The 15,716-nt window shown below is 68.4% G+C and carries 22 protein-coding genes; 5 read left to right on the top strand and 17 right to left on the bottom strand.

The features are described 5' to 3' along the window. Positions 1-8: 8 nt before the first annotated feature. The 4 genes from LC068_RS12340 to LC068_RS12325 form a co-directional block, all read right to left on the bottom strand. The gene (locus LC068_RS12340; RefSeq protein ID WP_209120690.1) at positions 9-842 is read right to left on the bottom strand and encodes a flagellin; all 834 of its coding nucleotides are present in this window, start codon (positions 840-842) and stop codon (positions 9-11) included. Positions 843-977: 135 nt separating this feature from the next. Continuing rightward, positions 978-1,151 (bottom strand): flagellar protein FlaG, encoded by a 174-nt coding sequence (locus LC068_RS12335; RefSeq protein WP_226637623.1) that lies wholly within the window; start codon positions 1,149-1,151, stop codon positions 978-980. A 219-nt stretch (positions 1,152-1,370) separates the two neighbouring features. Continuing rightward, positions 1,371-2,204 carry a flagellin gene (locus LC068_RS12330; protein WP_226637622.1) on the bottom strand — a complete coding sequence of 278 codons (834 nt, stop codon included), beginning with the start codon at positions 2,202-2,204 and terminating at the stop codon, positions 1,371-1,373. A gap of 229 nt (positions 2,205-2,433) precedes the next feature. After that, the gene (locus LC068_RS12325; RefSeq protein WP_226637620.1) at positions 2,434-2,685 is read right to left on the bottom strand and encodes a hypothetical protein; all 252 of its coding nucleotides are present in this window, start codon (positions 2,683-2,685) and stop codon (positions 2,434-2,436) included. On the opposite strand from LC068_RS12325, the gene LC068_RS12320 reads away from it, so the two are divergent. Continuing rightward, the gene (locus LC068_RS12320; protein ID WP_226637619.1) at positions 2,678-3,025 is read left to right on the top strand and encodes a hypothetical protein; all 348 of its coding nucleotides are present in this window, start codon (positions 2,678-2,680) and stop codon (positions 3,023-3,025) included. The two genes, LC068_RS12325 and LC068_RS12320, sit on opposite strands and share 8 nt — an antisense overlap. Here LC068_RS12320 and LC068_RS12315 read toward each other — a convergent pair. The 7 genes from LC068_RS12315 to LC068_RS12285 form a co-directional block, all read right to left on the bottom strand. Beyond that, positions 3,013-3,399: a M15 family metallopeptidase gene (locus LC068_RS12315; protein WP_226637617.1), complete on the bottom strand. Its 387-nt coding sequence runs from the start codon at positions 3,397-3,399 to the stop codon at positions 3,013-3,015. The two genes, LC068_RS12320 and LC068_RS12315, sit on opposite strands and share 13 nt — an antisense overlap. Further along, entirely contained in the window at positions 3,396-3,662 is a 267-nt protein-coding gene (locus tag LC068_RS12310) for a hypothetical protein (protein WP_226637615.1), read from the bottom strand. Before LC068_RS12310 ends, LC068_RS12315 begins: the two co-directional genes overlap by 4 nt. After that, on the bottom strand, positions 3,659-3,817 hold the full coding sequence (locus LC068_RS12305; RefSeq protein ID WP_226637613.1) for a hypothetical protein: 159 nt from the start codon (positions 3,815-3,817) through the stop codon (positions 3,659-3,661). The genes LC068_RS12310 and LC068_RS12305 overlap by 4 nt, the downstream gene beginning before the upstream one ends. Then, entirely contained in the window at positions 3,814-5,175 is a 1,362-nt protein-coding gene (locus LC068_RS13845) for a DUF2793 domain-containing protein (protein WP_264182408.1), read from the bottom strand. The genes LC068_RS12305 and LC068_RS13845 overlap by 4 nt, the downstream gene beginning before the upstream one ends. Before the next feature lie 257 nt (positions 5,176-5,432). Beyond that, positions 5,433-6,146, bottom strand: coding sequence for an anti-sigma factor (locus LC068_RS12295; protein ID WP_226637611.1), 714 nt, complete (start codon positions 6,144-6,146; stop codon positions 5,433-5,435). Then, positions 6,143-6,700 carry a sigma-70 family RNA polymerase sigma factor gene (locus LC068_RS12290; RefSeq protein ID WP_226637610.1) on the bottom strand — a complete coding sequence of 186 codons (558 nt, stop codon included), beginning with the start codon at positions 6,698-6,700 and terminating at the stop codon, positions 6,143-6,145. The genes LC068_RS12295 and LC068_RS12290 overlap by 4 nt, the downstream gene beginning before the upstream one ends. A gap of 64 nt (positions 6,701-6,764) precedes the next feature. Then, positions 6,765-7,223: a DUF4112 domain-containing protein gene (locus tag LC068_RS12285; RefSeq protein WP_209120393.1), complete on the bottom strand. Its 459-nt coding sequence runs from the start codon at positions 7,221-7,223 to the stop codon at positions 6,765-6,767. Positions 7,224-7,274: 51 nt separating this feature from the next. Here LC068_RS12285 and LC068_RS12280 point away from each other — a divergent pair, with 51 nt between their 5' ends. Next, positions 7,275-8,252 (top strand): endonuclease/exonuclease/phosphatase family protein, encoded by a 978-nt coding sequence (locus tag LC068_RS12280; RefSeq protein ID WP_226637608.1) that lies wholly within the window; start codon positions 7,275-7,277, stop codon positions 8,250-8,252. On the opposite strand, the gene LC068_RS12275 is transcribed toward LC068_RS12280, so the two are convergent. From LC068_RS12275 to LC068_RS12250, 6 genes are read right to left on the bottom strand one after another with little or no spacing between them, the layout of a single operon-like run. Then, the gene (locus tag LC068_RS12275; RefSeq protein ID WP_226637606.1) at positions 8,237-9,457 is read right to left on the bottom strand and encodes a CCA tRNA nucleotidyltransferase; all 1,221 of its coding nucleotides are present in this window, start codon (positions 9,455-9,457) and stop codon (positions 8,237-8,239) included. The genes LC068_RS12280 and LC068_RS12275 overlap by 16 nt on opposite strands. Next, on the bottom strand, positions 9,454-10,095 hold the full coding sequence (locus tag LC068_RS12270; protein WP_226637604.1) for a CoA pyrophosphatase: 642 nt from the start codon (positions 10,093-10,095) through the stop codon (positions 9,454-9,456). The genes LC068_RS12275 and LC068_RS12270 overlap by 4 nt, the downstream gene beginning before the upstream one ends. Continuing rightward, on the bottom strand, positions 10,092-10,652 hold the full coding sequence (locus LC068_RS12265; protein WP_226637603.1) for a DUF1285 domain-containing protein: 561 nt from the start codon (positions 10,650-10,652) through the stop codon (positions 10,092-10,094). The genes LC068_RS12270 and LC068_RS12265 overlap by 4 nt, the downstream gene beginning before the upstream one ends. A gap of 41 nt (positions 10,653-10,693) precedes the next feature. Then, positions 10,694-11,206 carry a GNAT family N-acetyltransferase gene (locus tag LC068_RS12260; protein WP_226637601.1) on the bottom strand — a complete coding sequence of 171 codons (513 nt, stop codon included), beginning with the start codon at positions 11,204-11,206 and terminating at the stop codon, positions 10,694-10,696. 51 nt (positions 11,207-11,257) lie between these two features. Then, positions 11,258-12,022 (bottom strand): enoyl-CoA hydratase, encoded by a 765-nt coding sequence (locus tag LC068_RS12255; protein ID WP_226637600.1) that lies wholly within the window; start codon positions 12,020-12,022, stop codon positions 11,258-11,260. Between the two features lie 5 nt (positions 12,023-12,027). Then, entirely contained in the window at positions 12,028-13,125 is a 1,098-nt protein-coding gene (locus LC068_RS12250) for an MBL fold metallo-hydrolase (protein WP_226637598.1), read from the bottom strand. 139 nt (positions 13,126-13,264) lie between these two features. Here LC068_RS12250 and LC068_RS12245 point away from each other — a divergent pair, with 139 nt between their 5' ends. The 3 genes from LC068_RS12245 (at position 13,265) to LC068_RS12235 (ending at position 15,676) form a co-directional block, all read left to right on the top strand. Further along, positions 13,265-14,260 carry a hypothetical protein gene (locus LC068_RS12245; RefSeq protein ID WP_226637596.1) on the top strand — a complete coding sequence of 332 codons (996 nt, stop codon included), beginning with the start codon at positions 13,265-13,267 and terminating at the stop codon, positions 14,258-14,260. Between the two features lie 118 nt (positions 14,261-14,378). Further along, positions 14,379-15,158 (top strand): exodeoxyribonuclease III, encoded by a 780-nt coding sequence (xth, locus tag LC068_RS12240; RefSeq protein ID WP_226637593.1) that lies wholly within the window; start codon positions 14,379-14,381, stop codon positions 15,156-15,158. Positions 15,159-15,160: 2 nt separating this feature from the next. Next, positions 15,161-15,676, top strand: a complete 516-nt coding sequence (locus LC068_RS12235; protein WP_226637591.1) for a hypothetical protein — start codon at positions 15,161-15,163, stop codon at positions 15,674-15,676. Positions 15,677-15,716 lie beyond the last annotated feature (40 nt).

The following is a 15,716-nucleotide window of genomic DNA, read 5'->3' as shown; positions in this document are numbered from 1 at the left end:
AGGGCCTCTTAGCCGCGGAACAGCGACAGGATCACCTGCGGCGCCTGGTTGGCGATCGACAGGGCCTGGGCACCCAGCTGTTGCTGGACCTGCAGGGCTTGCAGGCGGGCGCTTTCCTTGGCCAGATCCGCATCGACCAGATTGCCGACGCCGGATTCCAGGGTATCGACCAGCTTGGTGACGAAGGTGTTGTGGGCCTGGATCTGCTTGGCCTGGGCGCCGATCTCACCCAGCGCCGAGTTCAGGGCCGTGATCGAATTGTCGAGCTTGGACAGAGCGTTGGTCGCGCCGGTCAGGGTCAGCAGCTCATCCGTCAGCGACAGGCTGATGATCGAGCCGCTCAGGCTCAGATCCTTGCTCGACAGGGTGATCGACGAGCTGGCGTCGGCATTGGCCAGGAATTTGATGCCATTGGTCAGGCTGCCGTCGAGGATATTGCCGCCGTCGAAGCTGGCGTTCTGAACCGAGGACTGCAGGGCACGAAGCAGCGCTTTGAAGTCGGCGTCCAGCAGCACGCGCGACTGGGTCTTCAGAGACTCATCCTTGGCCGCGACGACCTTTTCCTTGAGCTGGTTCAGCAGGTCGGAGATGGATTCGCCGGCCGAGAGAGCCACGTCGGCGATCGAGGTGGCGCGATCCAGGCTCTGCTTGACCGCCGAGAGGGCGCCGATGTCGGCGCGCTGCCCCTGGGCGATGGCCCAGATGGCGGCATTGTCCTTGGCCCCCTGCACCTTCAGCCCGGTGCTGATGCGGTTCTGGACATCGCCCAGCCGCTCATTGGTGCGGGTCAGGTTCTGCAGGGCGACGGCCGCCGCAGTATTGGTGTGGACGCTGTTCGTCATCCGGATCGAGCCTCTCAGTGCGTTGCAGCACGCTAGGCCCGATTTCATTTGCACATGGTTAACGTGCGCTAACCACGAGATTTAACCACGCGGGGCGGTCCCTGCGCGGCCTCAAGGCTCAAACTGTGGGTCCCGTCAGACCGTGGTGCTGATCACCGTGCCGGCGGCGTAGCCCTTCTGGTTGCCCATGCGAGCCACTTCCTCACGGGGCAGCTGCTGCACGACCTCTCCGGTCTCGCGATCCAGCACCTTGTAGATGAAGACTCCCATGTGGGAGCCCTGCTCGATCACCAGACGATAGCGGGCCATCCGTTCCGCGTCCCGCGAGTTGCGGGACTCATTGAAATCACTCCCGGCAGCAGAGCCTGCGGGAGCAACGGGGGCCGCGTTGGCCGGCACCATGGCAACAGGAATCACATTCGCATTGGTATCCATATCTCCCATCGTCGGGGTTAGACCGACGTCTCCGGTTCAAGGCTCGGAGGTGGGAGCGGAGACGCGAACGCCCCCGCTCCCGGTTGGCGCTCCTTAGCGGAACAGTCCGAGCAGGATGGAAGTCGAGGAGTTGGCGATCGACAGAGCCTGCACACCCAGCTGTTGCTTGGTTTGCAGCGCTTGCAGTCGGGCGCTTTCCTTGGCCAGGTCGGCGTCGACCAGGTTGCCCACGCCGGTTTCCAGGGTGTCCTGAAGCTTGCTGACAAACTTCAGGTGGGTGCTCAGCGAGTTCGAGCCCGTGCCCAGACGGGCCAGAGCCGAAGACACGTTGTCGATCGAGGTGTTGATCGTCGCCAGAGCCGAGTTGGCCAGGGTCGAGGTGCCGATGGTCGCCGTGGCGGCCAGAGTCACGTTCGCACCACCGAGCGACAGGTTTTCACCGGCCACCTTGATGGTCGAGCCCGAGGCGTTCGACAGCGCCTTGAAGCCGTTGGTGCCGGTCGAGTTGTCCAGCAGGTTGACGCCGTTGAACTTGGCATTCGTGACGACGGTCGTGATCTGGTCACGGATCGACTTGAAGTCTTCGTTCAGGGCCTTGCGGGCCGAGGTGGTCAGCGAGGTGTCGCTGGCAGCCAGGGCCTTTTCCTTCAGCTGAACCAGCAGGTCGGAGACCGACTCACCGGCCGCAATGCCGACGTCCACGGCCGATTGACCGCGTTGCAGGCTGTCCTTGACGGCGTTGAGCGCACCGATTTCCGAACGCTGGCCCTGGGCGATGGCCCAGATGGCGCCGTTGTCCTTGGCGTTCGACACCTTCTTGCCGGTGTTGATCCGCGACTGGACGACGGAAAGTTCGTTGTTGGTGTTTTGCAGGTTCTGGAGGGCGACCATGGCGCCCGTGTTCGTGTTGACGCTGTTCAGCGGCATACCGATAGTCCTTCTTTCAAGGTGTCCGACGCCATTTTGGCTGCCGGGAGCGTTTTGCTCAGGACCCTGACAAGCAAGACGGGCGCCAGCGCCGCAAAATCGGGCCAGAGGCCAAGTTGCTGTTTTTTATCCGTTAGGTTGCCTTAACCACGCTTCTCACCCGGCAATCTCTGCCGGGCTGGCGACGCGAAGCGGCAAAACCTGCCGGGTGATGGGCAAATTGTGCCGGTCATCGCGCCCGGGCGGCCGCGTCAGCCGCCCGTTCGGCCAGCAGCGTGACCACCGCCAGCCGACGCGCGGCGTCGCAGGCCACCAGCGCCTCTCCCCGCGCCATATAGGCTTCCTCCAGCGCGCCGATGTCCGCAGACGGCGCCAGGGTGGGCAGCCGACACGGGCGCGTCGCCTCAGCCGGCAGGGTCACCTGGACGCGCGGCGGCGCAGAGGTCGGGGGCGTGCTCGCACAGGCGGCGGTCATGGTCATGAAGGCGGCGCACCCGATCGGGCGCCAGGGCTTGGTCGGCATCATCGGCCTGTCTCGCTTGCTGAATGGCGGTGGCGGTCGCGCGGGCGAGCGCGACCTCTGTCTGATGAACATGGGTCAGGGCCTCGGTGATCTGGCGCTCCCCGTCCCGTTCGGCGGCCGCCGCGCGGTGTTCGGCCCCGGCTTGCTCGGCGCGGGCCCGCGCCTGTTCCAGGCGCCGGCCCTGCAGATCGAACGGGTCCCAGCGCAGGCCGACCCCTCGCGCGAGGAACAGGACGGCGAGGGCGGCCAACGCCACCCCGGCCAGGTGAAGCATCCCCCGCCCGCTCATGCCGGATAGGCCTTCCGGTCCAGTTCGAAATGCGGGCCGTCGCGCAGACGCGCCCAGTCTCCGCCCCAGACCAGATTCACCCCGCGATTGCGGGCGGCCTGTTTGAAGGCGGCGGCAATGCGCGGATAGAGCGGCCAGTCCCAGCGCACCTTGCCGTCCATCAGAGCGACCACATCGATCGCGTGCCCCGTCAGATGGCGGGAGTTGAGCGTCCGGCTGGCCCCGGCCCGGACCAGTTCGGCCTGCCGCGCCGGGCTGCGCAGGCCTTCGATCACCCGGAAATCGATGGGACTAAGCGCGAGCGCATCCTCGGCCACGGCCACCAGATCCGGATGCACGCCGGTCAACGCCCGACGCGACCGGGCAGAAAAGACGAAGCTCATGGCCGTCCTCCCGGCCGGAAGCGGACCGCCAGCGTCACCAGTTGCTGGGCCGTCGGCGCAACCAGATACAGCAGGGTGATCAGGGCGATCAGCATCAGCAGCCGGTCGACCAGCGGCGGCAGGGCCTCGACAGGCACCCGGGCCAGTGCCCGATGCACCAGCGCCCACAGGATCACACTGGTCATGAAGACGAACAGGCGACGCCACAGCCAGCGCCCCTCCGCCAGGGACGGCGGCGTATCCGCCATGGGGGTCTCCTTCATTGATCGTCCTCCCGATCGCGGTCGGGACTGCACAGGTCCCCGGCGATTTCATCCAGACAGTCGCGGTGGCTCAGGCGCTCGGGGGCCTCCCACATCTCGGCGTCGAGCACGGGAAGGTTCAGCGCGCGTTGCCGTCGTTGGTCGCGGACGCTCATCCGACACACACCAGCAGGATCGCGCCGTCGGCCCCCGCGCCCCCTGCGCCTCCGGCATCGACACCCGCGCCACCGCCCCCGCCGCCGGCGCCGTAGTGGCCGCCCGTGCCTCCGCCCTGGCCGGACGAGAGCGAGGGGCTGCCCCCTCCGCCGCCGCCGCCGCACAGGCCGTGGATCGGCTCGACGATCGCTTCACCCGCACTCCCGGCGGCACCGCCTTGCGCGGGACGCCGCAGCACATTGCCGCTTCCTCCATTGACGGCATCCACCAAGGCATCGGCCGCTGTCAGGCTGCCGCCCACGCCACCGCTCCCGGCAGCAGGCTGGAGACCATCCCCCGCCGCGCCGGACGCACCGGATGCACCGCCCTTCCCGCCCCCGGCGGAGAGCAGCTGCACGCCGTCTGACAGGATGCGGGTCATGCCGCCGTCGGCACCTTCAGCCCCGCCCGTGGCGACCGTCAGGTCCAGCGCGCCCGGCAGGCTGTCGACGGCCCAGACCGCGTGGCTCTGACCACCGCCTCCGCCTCCGCCGCCGCCGACACGTTCAGTGCCCGCAGGGCCCGAGGCACCGGCAGCCCCGCCGCCGCCGCCGCCCACGACGCTGGCCTCGACCCACCGGACCCACTCCGGGGGCGACCAGACCGTATCCGCCGTGACGAGAACAGCCTCGCGGCGGGTGGCCCCTTGCGGAAAGCGCACCCGGCCGTCTTCGGGATCGATTTTGAGGGCCTCGCGCCAGGTCGATCCGTCCGCGCTGACCTTCAGTTCGAAATGGTCCTCGCCGATCAGGCCCAGCTCGGCCCGCCCCGACCATGCGCTTTGCAGGATCAGTGACAGCACCTGGCCCGGTCCGGCCTTGTTCAGCACCAGCCGCAGATCGCCCGTGCCGCCATCACCGGACTCTCGTGCTGTCCAGAGGGCGGAATTCAGCTTCGCCAGAAAGGGATTGGCCGCATCGGCCGTGGCCCCGATGCCCAGCCGGTCGAGGTCCTGCAGCGCGTCGATCAGGGCCGCGAGTGGAGTCCAGCTACCGTCCCGCCGGACCACGATCTCATCCGCATCCTCGACAATGGCGATCACGCCCGAAGGGACCGGAACGGCGGTCCAGCCGCCGCCTTCCGCGCGCATCAGGGTTCCGGCAGGGTAAAGCGACCATCGCTCGCCCGTCGCGCCCTCGGGCAGGATGTAGAGGCTGCCGCCGTCGACCCCATCCGGCTGGCTCGTCATCGTGCGGCTGACGACCTGGCACTGCACCAGCCCGTCCAGCCGGGTCAGGGCCTCGTTGAGGGTCACATGTTTCTGCATCTGGCCGGCCGCCAGATAGGGCAGGCCCAGCCGTGCACTGGAATCGCTCATCACCAATCTCCCGAAAAGTCCGGAGATCAGTCTGGCGATGGCGCCAACCCGGTCGTGCAGATCGCGTCGGGATCAGTCGGGCGGTTTGAACAGGCTCAGGAATTTTCGGCCGGGGCGCATATCTGGCGCAGGCGGGTCAGCGGGGAGGTTTTGGCTGGACGGAGGAAGGGCCTCCCCGCTGGATGCGCGCCGGACTGCGGAGGGGTCACCCGGCCCGCATCGCTTCAGCTACGACCGGAGCGGGTCGTCGGATGCGGTCAGAGGGGCTGGAACTCGCCCTGGGCCACCACCGGGCCGTCCGGGTGGTCGGCATGCGGGGTATGGCCCGGCTGTTCCATGGACACGGCGACGGCGATGGCCTGGGTGGCCTGGCCGACCATCACGCCCTGCAGATTGTGGCGCGAGGTGTCATGCCCGTCGATGGCCCCGACCAGTTGCACCCCGGCATTGTCGGGCATGACCAGCCACAGGTGCGGAATGCGGGTGTCGCCCTCCATCTCGCTGGTCGGCGCCAGGTACAGCTCGCCCGTCGCGCTGTCATAGACGAGCGTCATGGCGGCGGCGCCATTGTCCAGCTTGAGGGTGGCCACGCGGGTCAGGGATGCGGTGGGCGCCGGCGGGGTCGTGATTACCGGCTCGGGCCGCGAGACCATCACCACCACGGCCACCAGACTGGCCGCCAGCAGGCCGGTCGACCCGATGGCCCAGCGCCGCCAGAAGCGCACGGCATTGTCGTTGGCGGCCACGCCCGTCACTGCAAGGATGCGCGGCCACAGGCCGGGCGAGGGCTCAACCGGAGCAATTCCGTCGGCCAGCTGGCTCAGCCTGCTGTTCCAGCGGTCAACCTCGGCGCCAAAGGCCGGGTCGCGCGCGGCCTCGGCGCGGGCCTCAGCCTCCTCGGCCGGGTCCAGCACCCTCAGGGCATATTCGCCCGCGCGGGCGATGCGGTCGTCGTGATCGGAAGCGGTCATTGTTCCAGACAGCTCCTCAGCTTCAGCAGGCCCCGGCGGATCCAGCTCTTCATCGTGCCGAGCGGCGTCTCCTCGCGCTGGGCCAGGACTTCATAGGTGACGCCCTCGAAGAAGGCCGTGCGGATCACCCGGCTGACCTTTTCGTCCAGTTCGTCGAGGCAGACGCCCAGCCGCCCGGCCTCATCGGCCAATTGGACTTGTTCAAGGGCCGAGGGGCCGTCGTCGGCCAGGTCATAGGCCGCATCGACGGGCACGCTGTTGCGCGCCACGCCGCCCGCGCGCAGGCGGTCGATCGAGCGATTGCGGGCAATGGTCACCAGCCAGGTGATGGGGCTGGCGCGCGCCGGATCGAAGCTGGCGGCCTTGTTCCACACGGTCAGATAGATGTCCTGCATGACGTCCTCGGCCAATTGCCGGTCAGACAAGATACGCAGGCACACGCCCATCAGCTTCGCGGAGGTCGCCTCATAGACCCGGCGAAACGCCGCACGGTCTCCCTGGCCGGTCTGGCCCAGCGCCTCGGACAGGGCATCACGATCGAATACGGCGGTCATCCTGGCTCCCGAAGACGCAGACCCGCAGTTGGACGGCAGGGCACCCCTCCGTCAATCCCGACGATCAGTCGTGCAGGTAGATCACACGCTTAAGCTTGCGATTGGCGCGCATTTCCTCGCGGTGGGAGTCGTGCACGCCCTGCTCGTGCGCCTCGCGCTCGGACATTTCGACCCAGTGAGTCGATTCGATGTGCTTCTGCAGCGCCTTGGCGGCCATCAGGTGCCCGGGAAACAGGGCGTCGATTGCGTCACCGGCAATGGGCACGACCCCCGTCGCCGTATCGACCGTCAGATAGCCCACCATGCGGGCGAGGGTGGCGGGTCCCGCCTTGACGCGCAGGGCCTGCACGACCAGCCAGCCGCCGGCCCCCAGCGTATAGATGGTGCCCAGTCCGGGAATCCAGGTCAGAAGACCATCGAGGCCCAGCCCGAAGGGCCCGATCCCGATCACCCGGTCCGAAATCTTCTTGATGCGCTCGACACTGAGCCAGACGTTCTCGACGTCGGCAACCGATTTGACCATGCTTCCCTCCTGCCCGCTCCCCTCAACGCACTACGGAGACCGACGTTCATCATGTTGGCAAGACTGAAGGCCGGATTTCTTGTGCTGTGGCCATGGGCAGTCTGCCTGATCCTTTGCGGACCGTGGCTGATTCCGGCGGCGGCCCACATAAGCGGCAACGGGCATCGCTGGGTCGACATCCTCGCCCAGTTCACAGGTCCCGCCCTGATCGGCTCGGTGATCGCCAGCCTGCTGGTCATGGCGATGAAGCGGCCCCCGCTGATGATCATCGCCTTCGGCACTCTGCTAATCTGTACGGGAGCGGTGATCCCGCAGGCCTCCCCGCCGCGCGGCGCCCCGGAACGCGGGGCCCCCGTGCTGACCGTCTATTCCGCCAACCTCAATGCCGAAAACGGCGACGTCGAGGCTGTCGCCGCCAGCATCCGTGCGGCCCGGCCCGACCTCATCCTGCTGATCGAGGTCAGCCCCGCCGTCTTCGCCGCCCGCCATGAGGTGCTCGCCGACTATCCCTACCAGCATGCGTCGGAGACCATCGTGCCCAAGGGCAGTCGCGGCAGCGTGATCCTCGCATCCCGCTACCCGCTTACGCCCGTGCCGGGGCGGCCCGACCAGCTCTCGGCCCTGCAAGCCGTATCTGACACCCCGCTCGGCCCCGTGCATCTGGTCGGTGTGCATCTGACCCGACCCTGGCCGTTCCAGTACCAGTGGGGCCAGATCATCCAGTCGATGTCCTTGGCCGAGCGTCTGGAGGATGTGACCGATCCGATCCTCGTGGCCGGCGACTTCAATGCAGTGTCCAGCGCCCGCATCGGGCGTCAGGTCAAGGCCGAAACCGGCCTGACCCCCGCCCCGGCCTGGCCCGGCACCTGGCCCACGGAATTGCCGTCATGGCTGGGCATCGGCATCGACCATCAATGGCGTTCGGACGAACTGGTCTTCCTGTCGCGCCGGATCGGCAAGCGCACGGGATCCGACCATTATCCGGTCGTGAGCCGCGTCACCCGGGCCCGACCTCAGCCGGGTCGCTGATCGATCAGGGCCCGCAGCCGCTCGGCGTGTCCGTCGGCGGGAAAGTCATCAGCGATCCACCCGGCCTCGAAGGCCGCCAGCAGCGCGCCGGTCTCGGGGCCCGGAGGAACGCCCATGGCCGCAACCTCGCGGCCGCCCACGGGCATGCGGGGGATGGGCCAGGTTTCCACCAACTTGTTCAGGGTGCGATGCCGCTCGACCTGACCGGGGCGGGCTGCGAGCGCGAGCGTCAGCCGGTCCTGCGTGGCCTGACGGCCGTCGGCATAGACCATGGCCCGCACGGCCGCCTCGCCCAGTTGCTCGAGGTCGGGCACCGGCCCGGCCAGCGCCACCAGCCGCACCCGATCCCGGTTCGACAGCCGCAGGGCCCGCGCCGCCCTGTCCCGCGCCCCGACATCCAGGGGCATCAGGGCGGACAGGCGCAGCACGGCGTCGTCGCTGACCTTCGCCACGCCCTGAAACGCCTCCAGTCCCGGCACCTCGGGCAGCAGCCGCTGCAGGATGCCGGTCTCGGCCATGATCGCCACGGTCGGCACCGGGTTCGGCGCGGCCAGCAGTTTCAACAGCTCCTTCGAGACCCGTTCGGCGGATAGCTCGGACAGGCCCTCCGCCTCGCGCACGCATGCGGCCAGCCCGGCGGGGTCCGGGACGCCCCGCCCGTACCAGGCCTGAAAGCGGAAGAAGCGCAGGATGCGCAGGCGGTCCTCGCGGATGCGTCGGTCCGGGTCTCCGACAAAGGCCACGCGCCGGGCCGCGATGTCCGCCAGCCCCTGTCCGGTGGGGTCGAACACCTGCCCCTCCGTATCGGCGTAAAGGGCGTTGATGTGGAAGTCCCGCCGTCCGGCGTCCTCGGCCCAGTCGCCGGTGAAGGCGACCGTCGCGCGCCTGCCGTCCGTCGTCACATCGCGGCGCAGGGTGGTGATCTCGAACGGGCGGTGGTCCGACACCGCCGTCACCGTGCCGTGGTCCAGGCCGGTGGGCACCGCCTTCAGTCCGGCCGTCTTCAGGGCCTCCATGACCTCGTGCGGCTCCAGTCGCGTGGCGATATCGACGTCGTCGACCGGACGATCCAGCAGGCTGTTGCGCACACAGCCCCCCACGAAGCGCGCAGCGTCGGGCCCGCCCCGCGCCGCCAGCGCCGCCATCACCGCCCGCGTCGCCGGATCGGTCAGCCACGCCGCATCTGACAGGGACGGCGCGGTCACGCCACCACCTCGGCGCCGGACGCCACCAGCCGGTCGTGCAGGGCCCTCAGAATGCCTGCCGTCACGCCCCAGATGTAGCGCTCGCCATAGGGCATGGCCCAGAAATAGCGCCGGGGCTCGCCGTCACGCTCATAGTGATCCTGCCGGTGGTTGGCGGCGTCCATCAGGAAATGCCAGGGCACGTCGAACACCTCGGCCACCTCGTCCGGACTGGGCGCGACCGACGGCATCCGGTCGATCCAGGCCACCACGGGCGTCACCAGAAAGCCGGTTCCGGTCTCATACGGGTCGCCCAGCCCCAGCACTTCGACTCCTTCGCCCGAGAGGGCCACTTCCTCGCGGGCCTCACGCAGGGCGGCCTCGACCACCGTCTCGCCCGGGTCCAGCCGCCCGCCGGGAAAGGCGATCTGTCCCGTATGGCTGGCCAGACTGTCGGACCGCCGCGTCATCAGCACACGCGGTCCCACCCCCTCGGCGATCACCAGGATCAGCACCGCCGCAGGCCGCAGCATCCGGGCCGGTCGGTCGGCCCCGGGGTTGAGGTCAAAGTCGGATCGCGCCGCCGCCGTCGCCGCCGGACCGTCCGCAGGATCCAGTGCCGCCATCAGGCTCGTCTTGAGCGCCTCCGCCGGGTTCATTCCAGCCCGGCTCCGACAGGGCCGAGGGCAAAGACCGCTTCGCCCGAGCGTACCGACAGCCGCCCGTCGACAGGTTCGGCCCGCTCGACCAGCTCATAGAACAGCGACCGGCTGACCCGGGCCCACAGATCGGCGCGCACATGCAGGCGCGGGGCCGGTTCCTGCGTCTCCGGGTCGGTCTCGACGACCAGAGGATGATCGGGCCCGGCGATGACCGTGTCACCCTGATCCGTTTCGAACACCAGATGGCCTTCGACCGCCTTGAGACGGATTGCGCGGAACGGCAGGTCCTCGACCGTGATCTTCAGCTTCTCGACCGGCGTGACCAGATGATAGCCGTCCGGGTCCTTCCTCAGCACCGTCGAGAACAGCCGCGTCAGTTCGGGCCGCCCGATGGGGGTACCCTCATGCATCCAGATGCCGTCGGCCTGGATTACGATGTCGATGTCGCCGCAATGCTCCGGGTGCCACAGATGGACCGGCGGCAGGCCGCGCCCGCCCTGTTCCGACGCCAGCCGTGCCAGCCCGTCCAGTGTGTTCGGTTCCTTCTCTGCCATCCTCCAGACTTAGGCGCTGTCCGGCTTAAGGCAAAGTCGCTTCAGGCGCGGGTGACCGGCCCTGTCACATCCGGGACCGCCAGCGGCAGCCACAGAACCCGCGCCGGATCGACCGGTCCGGGCAGGGCTACGCCGTCGATCCGGGCAAAGCCGAACCGTCCGAAATAGGGCGCGTCCCCGACCAGAAGGATGCCCGCGGCCCCGGCCTCGCGCGCCTGATCGATACAGGCCTGCACCATGGCTGCGCCCAGGCCCTCGCTGCGCTCCGAGCGTTCGACCGCGATCGGCCCGAGGAACAGGCAGGGCGTCCCACCCACCCGGATCGACCACAGACGCACACTGCCGACCGGGCGGTCGTCGACACAGGTAACGAAGCCCGCGGCCACCGAGCCGCCCTCCCTCAGACGCTCGGCCGTCTTGGCGAAGCGTCCGGGACCAAAGGCCGCCAGTACGATCCGGTCGATCGCGTCCGCATCACCCGCCTGTTCGGCGCGCAGCACCGCACCCCCGGGATGGGGCAGGTCGGACGGGGTCTGGGCAAGCGGCTGGGCCATAGGCGCGCGCTGCTACAGGGCGCGGGGCAGCGACGCAATCGCCGAAATGTCTCAGCCGAAATTCGGCGCCCGCTTTTGCGTAAAGGCCATGAAGGCCTCCATCGCCTCCGGGCTCTTCATCTGGCTGCCAAAGGCCTCGCCCTCGCGCTCCATCAGCGCCCACATGTCAGCGGCGTCCCGCATGAGCGCCTTGGTCTTGCGGATCGAGTTCGGGGCGCGCGTGGCCAGCTGGCGCGCCAGATCGGCAGCGGTCTCGTCCACGGCTTCGGCGGCCACCGCGCGATTGGCCAGCCCCCAGGCCAGCGCCGTGCGACCATCGACCGGCTGGCCCAGCGCGAACATCTCGAAGGCCCGTTGGTGGCCGATCACCCGGGGCAGCAGCAGGCTCGAGGCCGCTTCGGGCGCCAGCGCCAGATTGATGAAGGGCACCGACAGCAGGGCATCCTCGGCGACGACCACCATGTCACAGTGCAGCAGCAGGGTGGTGCCGATACCGACCGCCCGCCCCTTCACGGCGGCGACCAAGGGCTTGTCCAGATCGGCCAGCGCCTTCAGGAACCGGAACACGGCCATGTCGGCGGGCGACGAGGCCTGCGATCCCAGCGCGATGAAGTCGGCAATGTCATTGCCGGCCGAAAAACTGTCGCCCTCGGCCCGGATCAGCATCACCCGCACGGCGTCATCGGTGCGACAGCGCTCGGTCGCCTCGGCCAGGGCCGCATACATGGCCTGGGTGATGGCGTTCTTCTTCTCCGGCCTTGCCAGGGTAACGGTCAGGACGCCGTCGGCCAGTTCGGTGTGGATGGTCTCGGACACGTCGGTCACTCCCCGTTCGATTTCTGCAAGGTGTCGGCCTGGCGCCACCAGTCGACGCCCTCGGCATCGGCCTCGCGCACCGCGCGGCCCTGCCGTTCCAGATAGTTGAGATGCGCCACCGCCTCGCCGGTCGCCATGCCGCGCAGCCCGTCGCCAACCGGGCGGGCAAACAGACTGGCAAAGGTGTCGACGGCCCGCATCGGCGTCTCCAGCCGGCGTTCCAGCCGCGCAAGGGCCTGGCCGTGTCCTCGCTTGAGGGCCGCCAGTCGCGCCTGCACGCCCCGGAAGGGCTCGCCATGCGAGGGCAGCACCAGCAGGTCCTCGGGCAACAGCTCTGCCAGTCTGTCGAGCGAGGCCAGCCAGTCGCCCAGCGGATCGGCCAGCGGCTCGGTCGGCCAGACCGATACATTCGACGAAATCTTCGGCAGGATCTGGTCGCCGCCCAGGAACACATCGTCCGAGCGCCGCCACAGGCAGACGTGCTCCGGGCTGTGGCCCTGACCGACCACGACCTCCCAGTCCTCCCCGCCGATCGACAGCACATCGCCCTCGGTCAGGCGGTGGTAGGCATCCGGCATCGCGCTGACCACCCGTCCGAACTGGCCATAATCGCGGCCCCAGCCGGCCAGTTGCTCCTCGGTCCAGCCTGCCGCGCGATAGAAGGTCCGCCCCGACTCCGGCGCCGGTCGGCCGGTGTCCGCGACCAGCATCCGCCCCGTCACATATTCCAGCCGCGACATCAGCAGCGGCGCTTCAAACCGGTCGCACAGCCAGCCCGCCATGCCGATGTGGTCCGGGTGCATGTGGGTGCAGATCACGCGCGTCACGGCACGGCCCTTCAGCGCACCCGCCAGCAGATCCTCCCACAGTTCGACCGACACGGGAGTGAACAGGCCCGTATCGATGATCGCCCAGCCGTCCCCGTCCTCGATCGCGTAGAGATTGATGTGGTTCAACGCCATCGGCAGTGGCAGGCGCAGCCACCACACCCCGTCGGCCACGCTGATTGCCTCTCCGGCCTCCGGGATGCGCGCAAAGGGCCAGGTCAGGCCGCGGGCCGTCTCTTCCCTCTCCCCGTCCTCGCGTATCACGCCGTCGGCCAAGTGCGTCTCCAATCGAAACCTTCGATAGACCATTTCGCCTTTGGGCGTCCACCCGGGGAGATTGCCCTGTTCCTGCCTTGACCCTGTCACATGGGCACGCCAAGGGTTACAAAAGTGAAAGTTGCCAGGAGCCTCCTCCGTGTCCTCATCGATCAAGCTCACCGCCCTTGCCGGGTCCGCCCTCGCCCTCGCCCTGCTGGGTGCCAGCCCGGCACTGGCTCAGGACAACCGCGGCAATAATCGTAGCGAGGAGTCGTCCGAAGCCTCTGGCCAGGTCCAGGGTGAGGTCGTCCTGCCCGGTCGGATCGGCGGCGGTCGCAGTGATCGCAACCAGCAGCGCCAGCGCGGTCGTCAGCCCGCGCCCCCGACGGCTGAGGAAGTGATGGCCCAGGCGACCAGCGTCGCCGCCGTCGCCGTCCCCTCCTGCCAAGTGACCGAATCCTCGCTGCTCGGCATGCGCGAGGGTGGCGCCAAATTGTATGAAGTCGCCTGCGCCTCGGGCCCGGGCTACATTCTGGAAGCGGTCGAGGGCGCACCAACGGCCTCCGACTGCGTGCTGCAGTCCAGCCTCGCCTGGCAACTGCGCCGTGAAAATCCTGAGGCCGAGGTCGGCCTGCAGTGCGCCCTGCCGGGCAACCAGAACCGCGTCCAGGTCATCAGCGCCTATGCGCGGGAGGCGGGCGTCTCATGCGACGCGGACGAAGCGGTCGCGCTGAACACCCGCGTGTATGAGCTGGGTTGCGCCAGCGCCGACGGCTATCGCCTTGAGAAGAGTGAGTCCGGCAGCTGGAGCGCCATGCCCTGCTGGCGCTATGCCCTGATCTCGACCGGCACCTGCCAGCTGACCACCGCCGAAGAAACCCGCGGCGAATGGCCGAAGCTGGTCGCCAACACCGAGGTCGCCGCCTGCAACGTCGAGGACGTATCTTGGATGGGCGACGGCCCGGCCGATCGTGGCGCTTTCTATGAGGTCAAATGCTCGACCGGCGAAGGCATGATCGTGCGCTTCCTAAACGGCTCGACCCAGCAGGTCTATTCCTGCGTCGACGCCGTGCAGATCTTCAGCAAGCCCTGCGAGCTGACCGGCGACGCCCTGGGCGCCACCGTGGAACCGGAAAACGTCCCGGAACAATAAGCTTCGCCCCAGGCAATGGAACGGCCCGGCGCATCACGGTGCGCCGGGCTTTTTCGTGGGCGAAAGGGCCTCTGCCCGCCCCCTCGCCTCGCGCGGGAAATCGCACTAGCTTCCGCCCATGCGCATCGCCACCTGGAACGTGAACTCCGTCAACGCCCGCCTCGAGACCGTGCTCGCCTGGCTGGGCGAGCATCAGCCCGACGTCGCCTGCTTTCAGGAAATCAAATGCGTGGACGAAAAATTCCCGCGCGAGCCCTTCGAGTCGCTCGGCTACAACGTTGAGACCCACGGCCAGAAGAGCTACAACGGCGTTGCCCTGCTGTCGAAACTGCCGCTGTCGGATGTGCGCAAGGGCCTGCCGGGCGATCCGTCGGATGAACAGGCCCGCTATATCGAGGCCGTGGTCGAAGGCCCCCGGCCCGTCCGCGTCGGCGGTCTCTACCTGCCCAACGGCAATCCCGTCGGCACCGAGAAGTTCAGCTACAAGCTCGGCTGGTTCGACCGCCTGAACCGTCACGCGCGCGAGTTACTGGCGCTGGAAGAAGCCTTCGTGCTGTGCGGCGACTACAATGTCATTCCGACGCCCGAAGACGCCCGCGATCCTTCCGCCTGGGTCGATGACGCCCTGTTCCAGCCCGAGAGCCGCGCGGCCTTCCGCGCCCTGTGCAACCTCGGCCTGTCGGACAGCCATGCCTTGGGCCACGAGCCCCCGGGCACCTTCACCTTCTGGGACTATCAGGCCGGCGCCTGGCAGCGTGACCACGGCATCCGCATCGACTTCCACCTGCTCTCGCCCCAGGCCGCCGACCGCTTCGCCGGCATCCAGACCCATCGCCAGGCGCGCGAGATGGACAAGCCCAGTGACCACGTGCCGGTGGTCGTGACGCTGGAGGACTGAAGGTGGGCGAGGCGGTGCGCTTCATGCTGCTGGTCGCGCTGGCGGCCGCGGCCCTGACCACCGTCATGCTGGCCCTCGCCTGGTGGATGGAGAGCGAGCGTCGCCTCCGCCGTACCCTGCTCAAGACCCTCGGCGTGCCGCCCGAGGTCGAGGCCTTTTCGCCCGCCGAGGGCAAGGCGGCCGGTCTCGACTTCGACGAGGGCCAGATCGCCGTCCTCTGGGCGCGCGGGGCCCATGGTCTCGTCTATGGCTTCGAAGAGATCGACGGCGCCGAGATCATCGTCGACGGCCATGTGGTCGCCCGCGTGCGTCGTGGCGAGGCCCGAAAGGCGCTCGACATCCTGGCACCAGATGCCGAACTGGTCGTCCTGCGCCTGATGTTCATGGACGCCCGCCATCCCGAGTTCGAGCTGAACCTGTGGGATACGGCAGCCCCGTCGCCAGAGGGCTCGCCGTCCGAGGCCCTGCGCCTCGGACGCCGCTGGCTGTCGCACCTCGAGGCCCTGATCCGGCCCTGAACCCCGCCTTTGCGCTTTGCGTTCAGTTCCTGCGGGTCTA

The organism is Brevundimonas poindexterae (genome assembly GCF_020524625.1).
Lineage (GTDB): Bacteria > Pseudomonadota > Alphaproteobacteria > Caulobacterales > Caulobacteraceae > Brevundimonas > Brevundimonas poindexterae_A.
The sequence above is the reverse complement of the archived record's forward strand: the minus strand, read 5'-3'. Positions and strand labels throughout refer to the sequence as shown.

Bases quoted from the DNA above. Each gene is read 5' to 3' on its own strand.
- LC068_RS12340 (WP_209120690.1), bottom strand. From the start codon at position 842: ATGACGAACAGCGTCCACACCAATACTGCGGCGGCCGTCGCCCTGCAG.
- LC068_RS12335 (WP_226637623.1), bottom strand. From the start codon at position 1,151: ATGGCCCGCTATCGTCTGGTGATCGAGCAGGGCTCCCACATGGGAGTC.
- LC068_RS12330 (WP_226637622.1), bottom strand. From the start codon at position 2,204: ATGCCGCTGAACAGCGTCAACACGAACACGGGCGCCATGGTCGCCCTC.
- LC068_RS12320 (WP_226637619.1), top strand. From the start codon at position 2,678: ATGGTCATGAAGGCGGCGCACCCGATCGGGCGCCAGGGCTTGGTCGGC.
- LC068_RS12325 (WP_226637620.1), bottom strand. From the start codon at position 2,685: ATGACCATGACCGCCGCCTGTGCGAGCACGCCCCCGACCTCTGCGCCG.
- LC068_RS12315 (WP_226637617.1), bottom strand. From the start codon at position 3,399: ATGAGCTTCGTCTTTTCTGCCCGGTCGCGTCGGGCGTTGACCGGCGTG.
- LC068_RS12310 (WP_226637615.1), bottom strand. From the start codon at position 3,662: ATGAAGGAGACCCCCATGGCGGATACGCCGCCGTCCCTGGCGGAGGGG.
- LC068_RS12305 (WP_226637613.1), bottom strand. From the start codon at position 3,817: ATGAGCGTCCGCGACCAACGACGGCAACGCGCGCTGAACCTTCCCGTG.
- LC068_RS13845 (WP_264182408.1), bottom strand. From the start codon at position 5,175: ATGAGCGATTCCAGTGCACGGCTGGGCCTGCCCTATCTGGCGGCCGGC.
- LC068_RS12295 (WP_226637611.1), bottom strand. From the start codon at position 6,146: ATGACCGCTTCCGATCACGACGACCGCATCGCCCGCGCGGGCGAATAT.
- LC068_RS12290 (WP_226637610.1), bottom strand. From the start codon at position 6,700: ATGACCGCCGTATTCGATCGTGATGCCCTGTCCGAGGCGCTGGGCCAG.
- LC068_RS12285 (WP_209120393.1), bottom strand. From the start codon at position 7,223: ATGGTCAAATCGGTTGCCGACGTCGAGAACGTCTGGCTCAGTGTCGAG.
- LC068_RS12280 (WP_226637608.1), top strand. From the start codon at position 7,275: ATGTTGGCAAGACTGAAGGCCGGATTTCTTGTGCTGTGGCCATGGGCA.
- LC068_RS12270 (WP_226637604.1), bottom strand. From the start codon at position 10,095: ATGAACCCGGCGGAGGCGCTCAAGACGAGCCTGATGGCGGCACTGGAT.
- LC068_RS12265 (WP_226637603.1), bottom strand. From the start codon at position 10,652: ATGGCAGAGAAGGAACCGAACACACTGGACGGGCTGGCACGGCTGGCG.
- LC068_RS12260 (WP_226637601.1), bottom strand. From the start codon at position 11,206: ATGGCCCAGCCGCTTGCCCAGACCCCGTCCGACCTGCCCCATCCCGGG.
- xth (WP_226637593.1), top strand. From the start codon at position 14,379: ATGCGCATCGCCACCTGGAACGTGAACTCCGTCAACGCCCGCCTCGAG.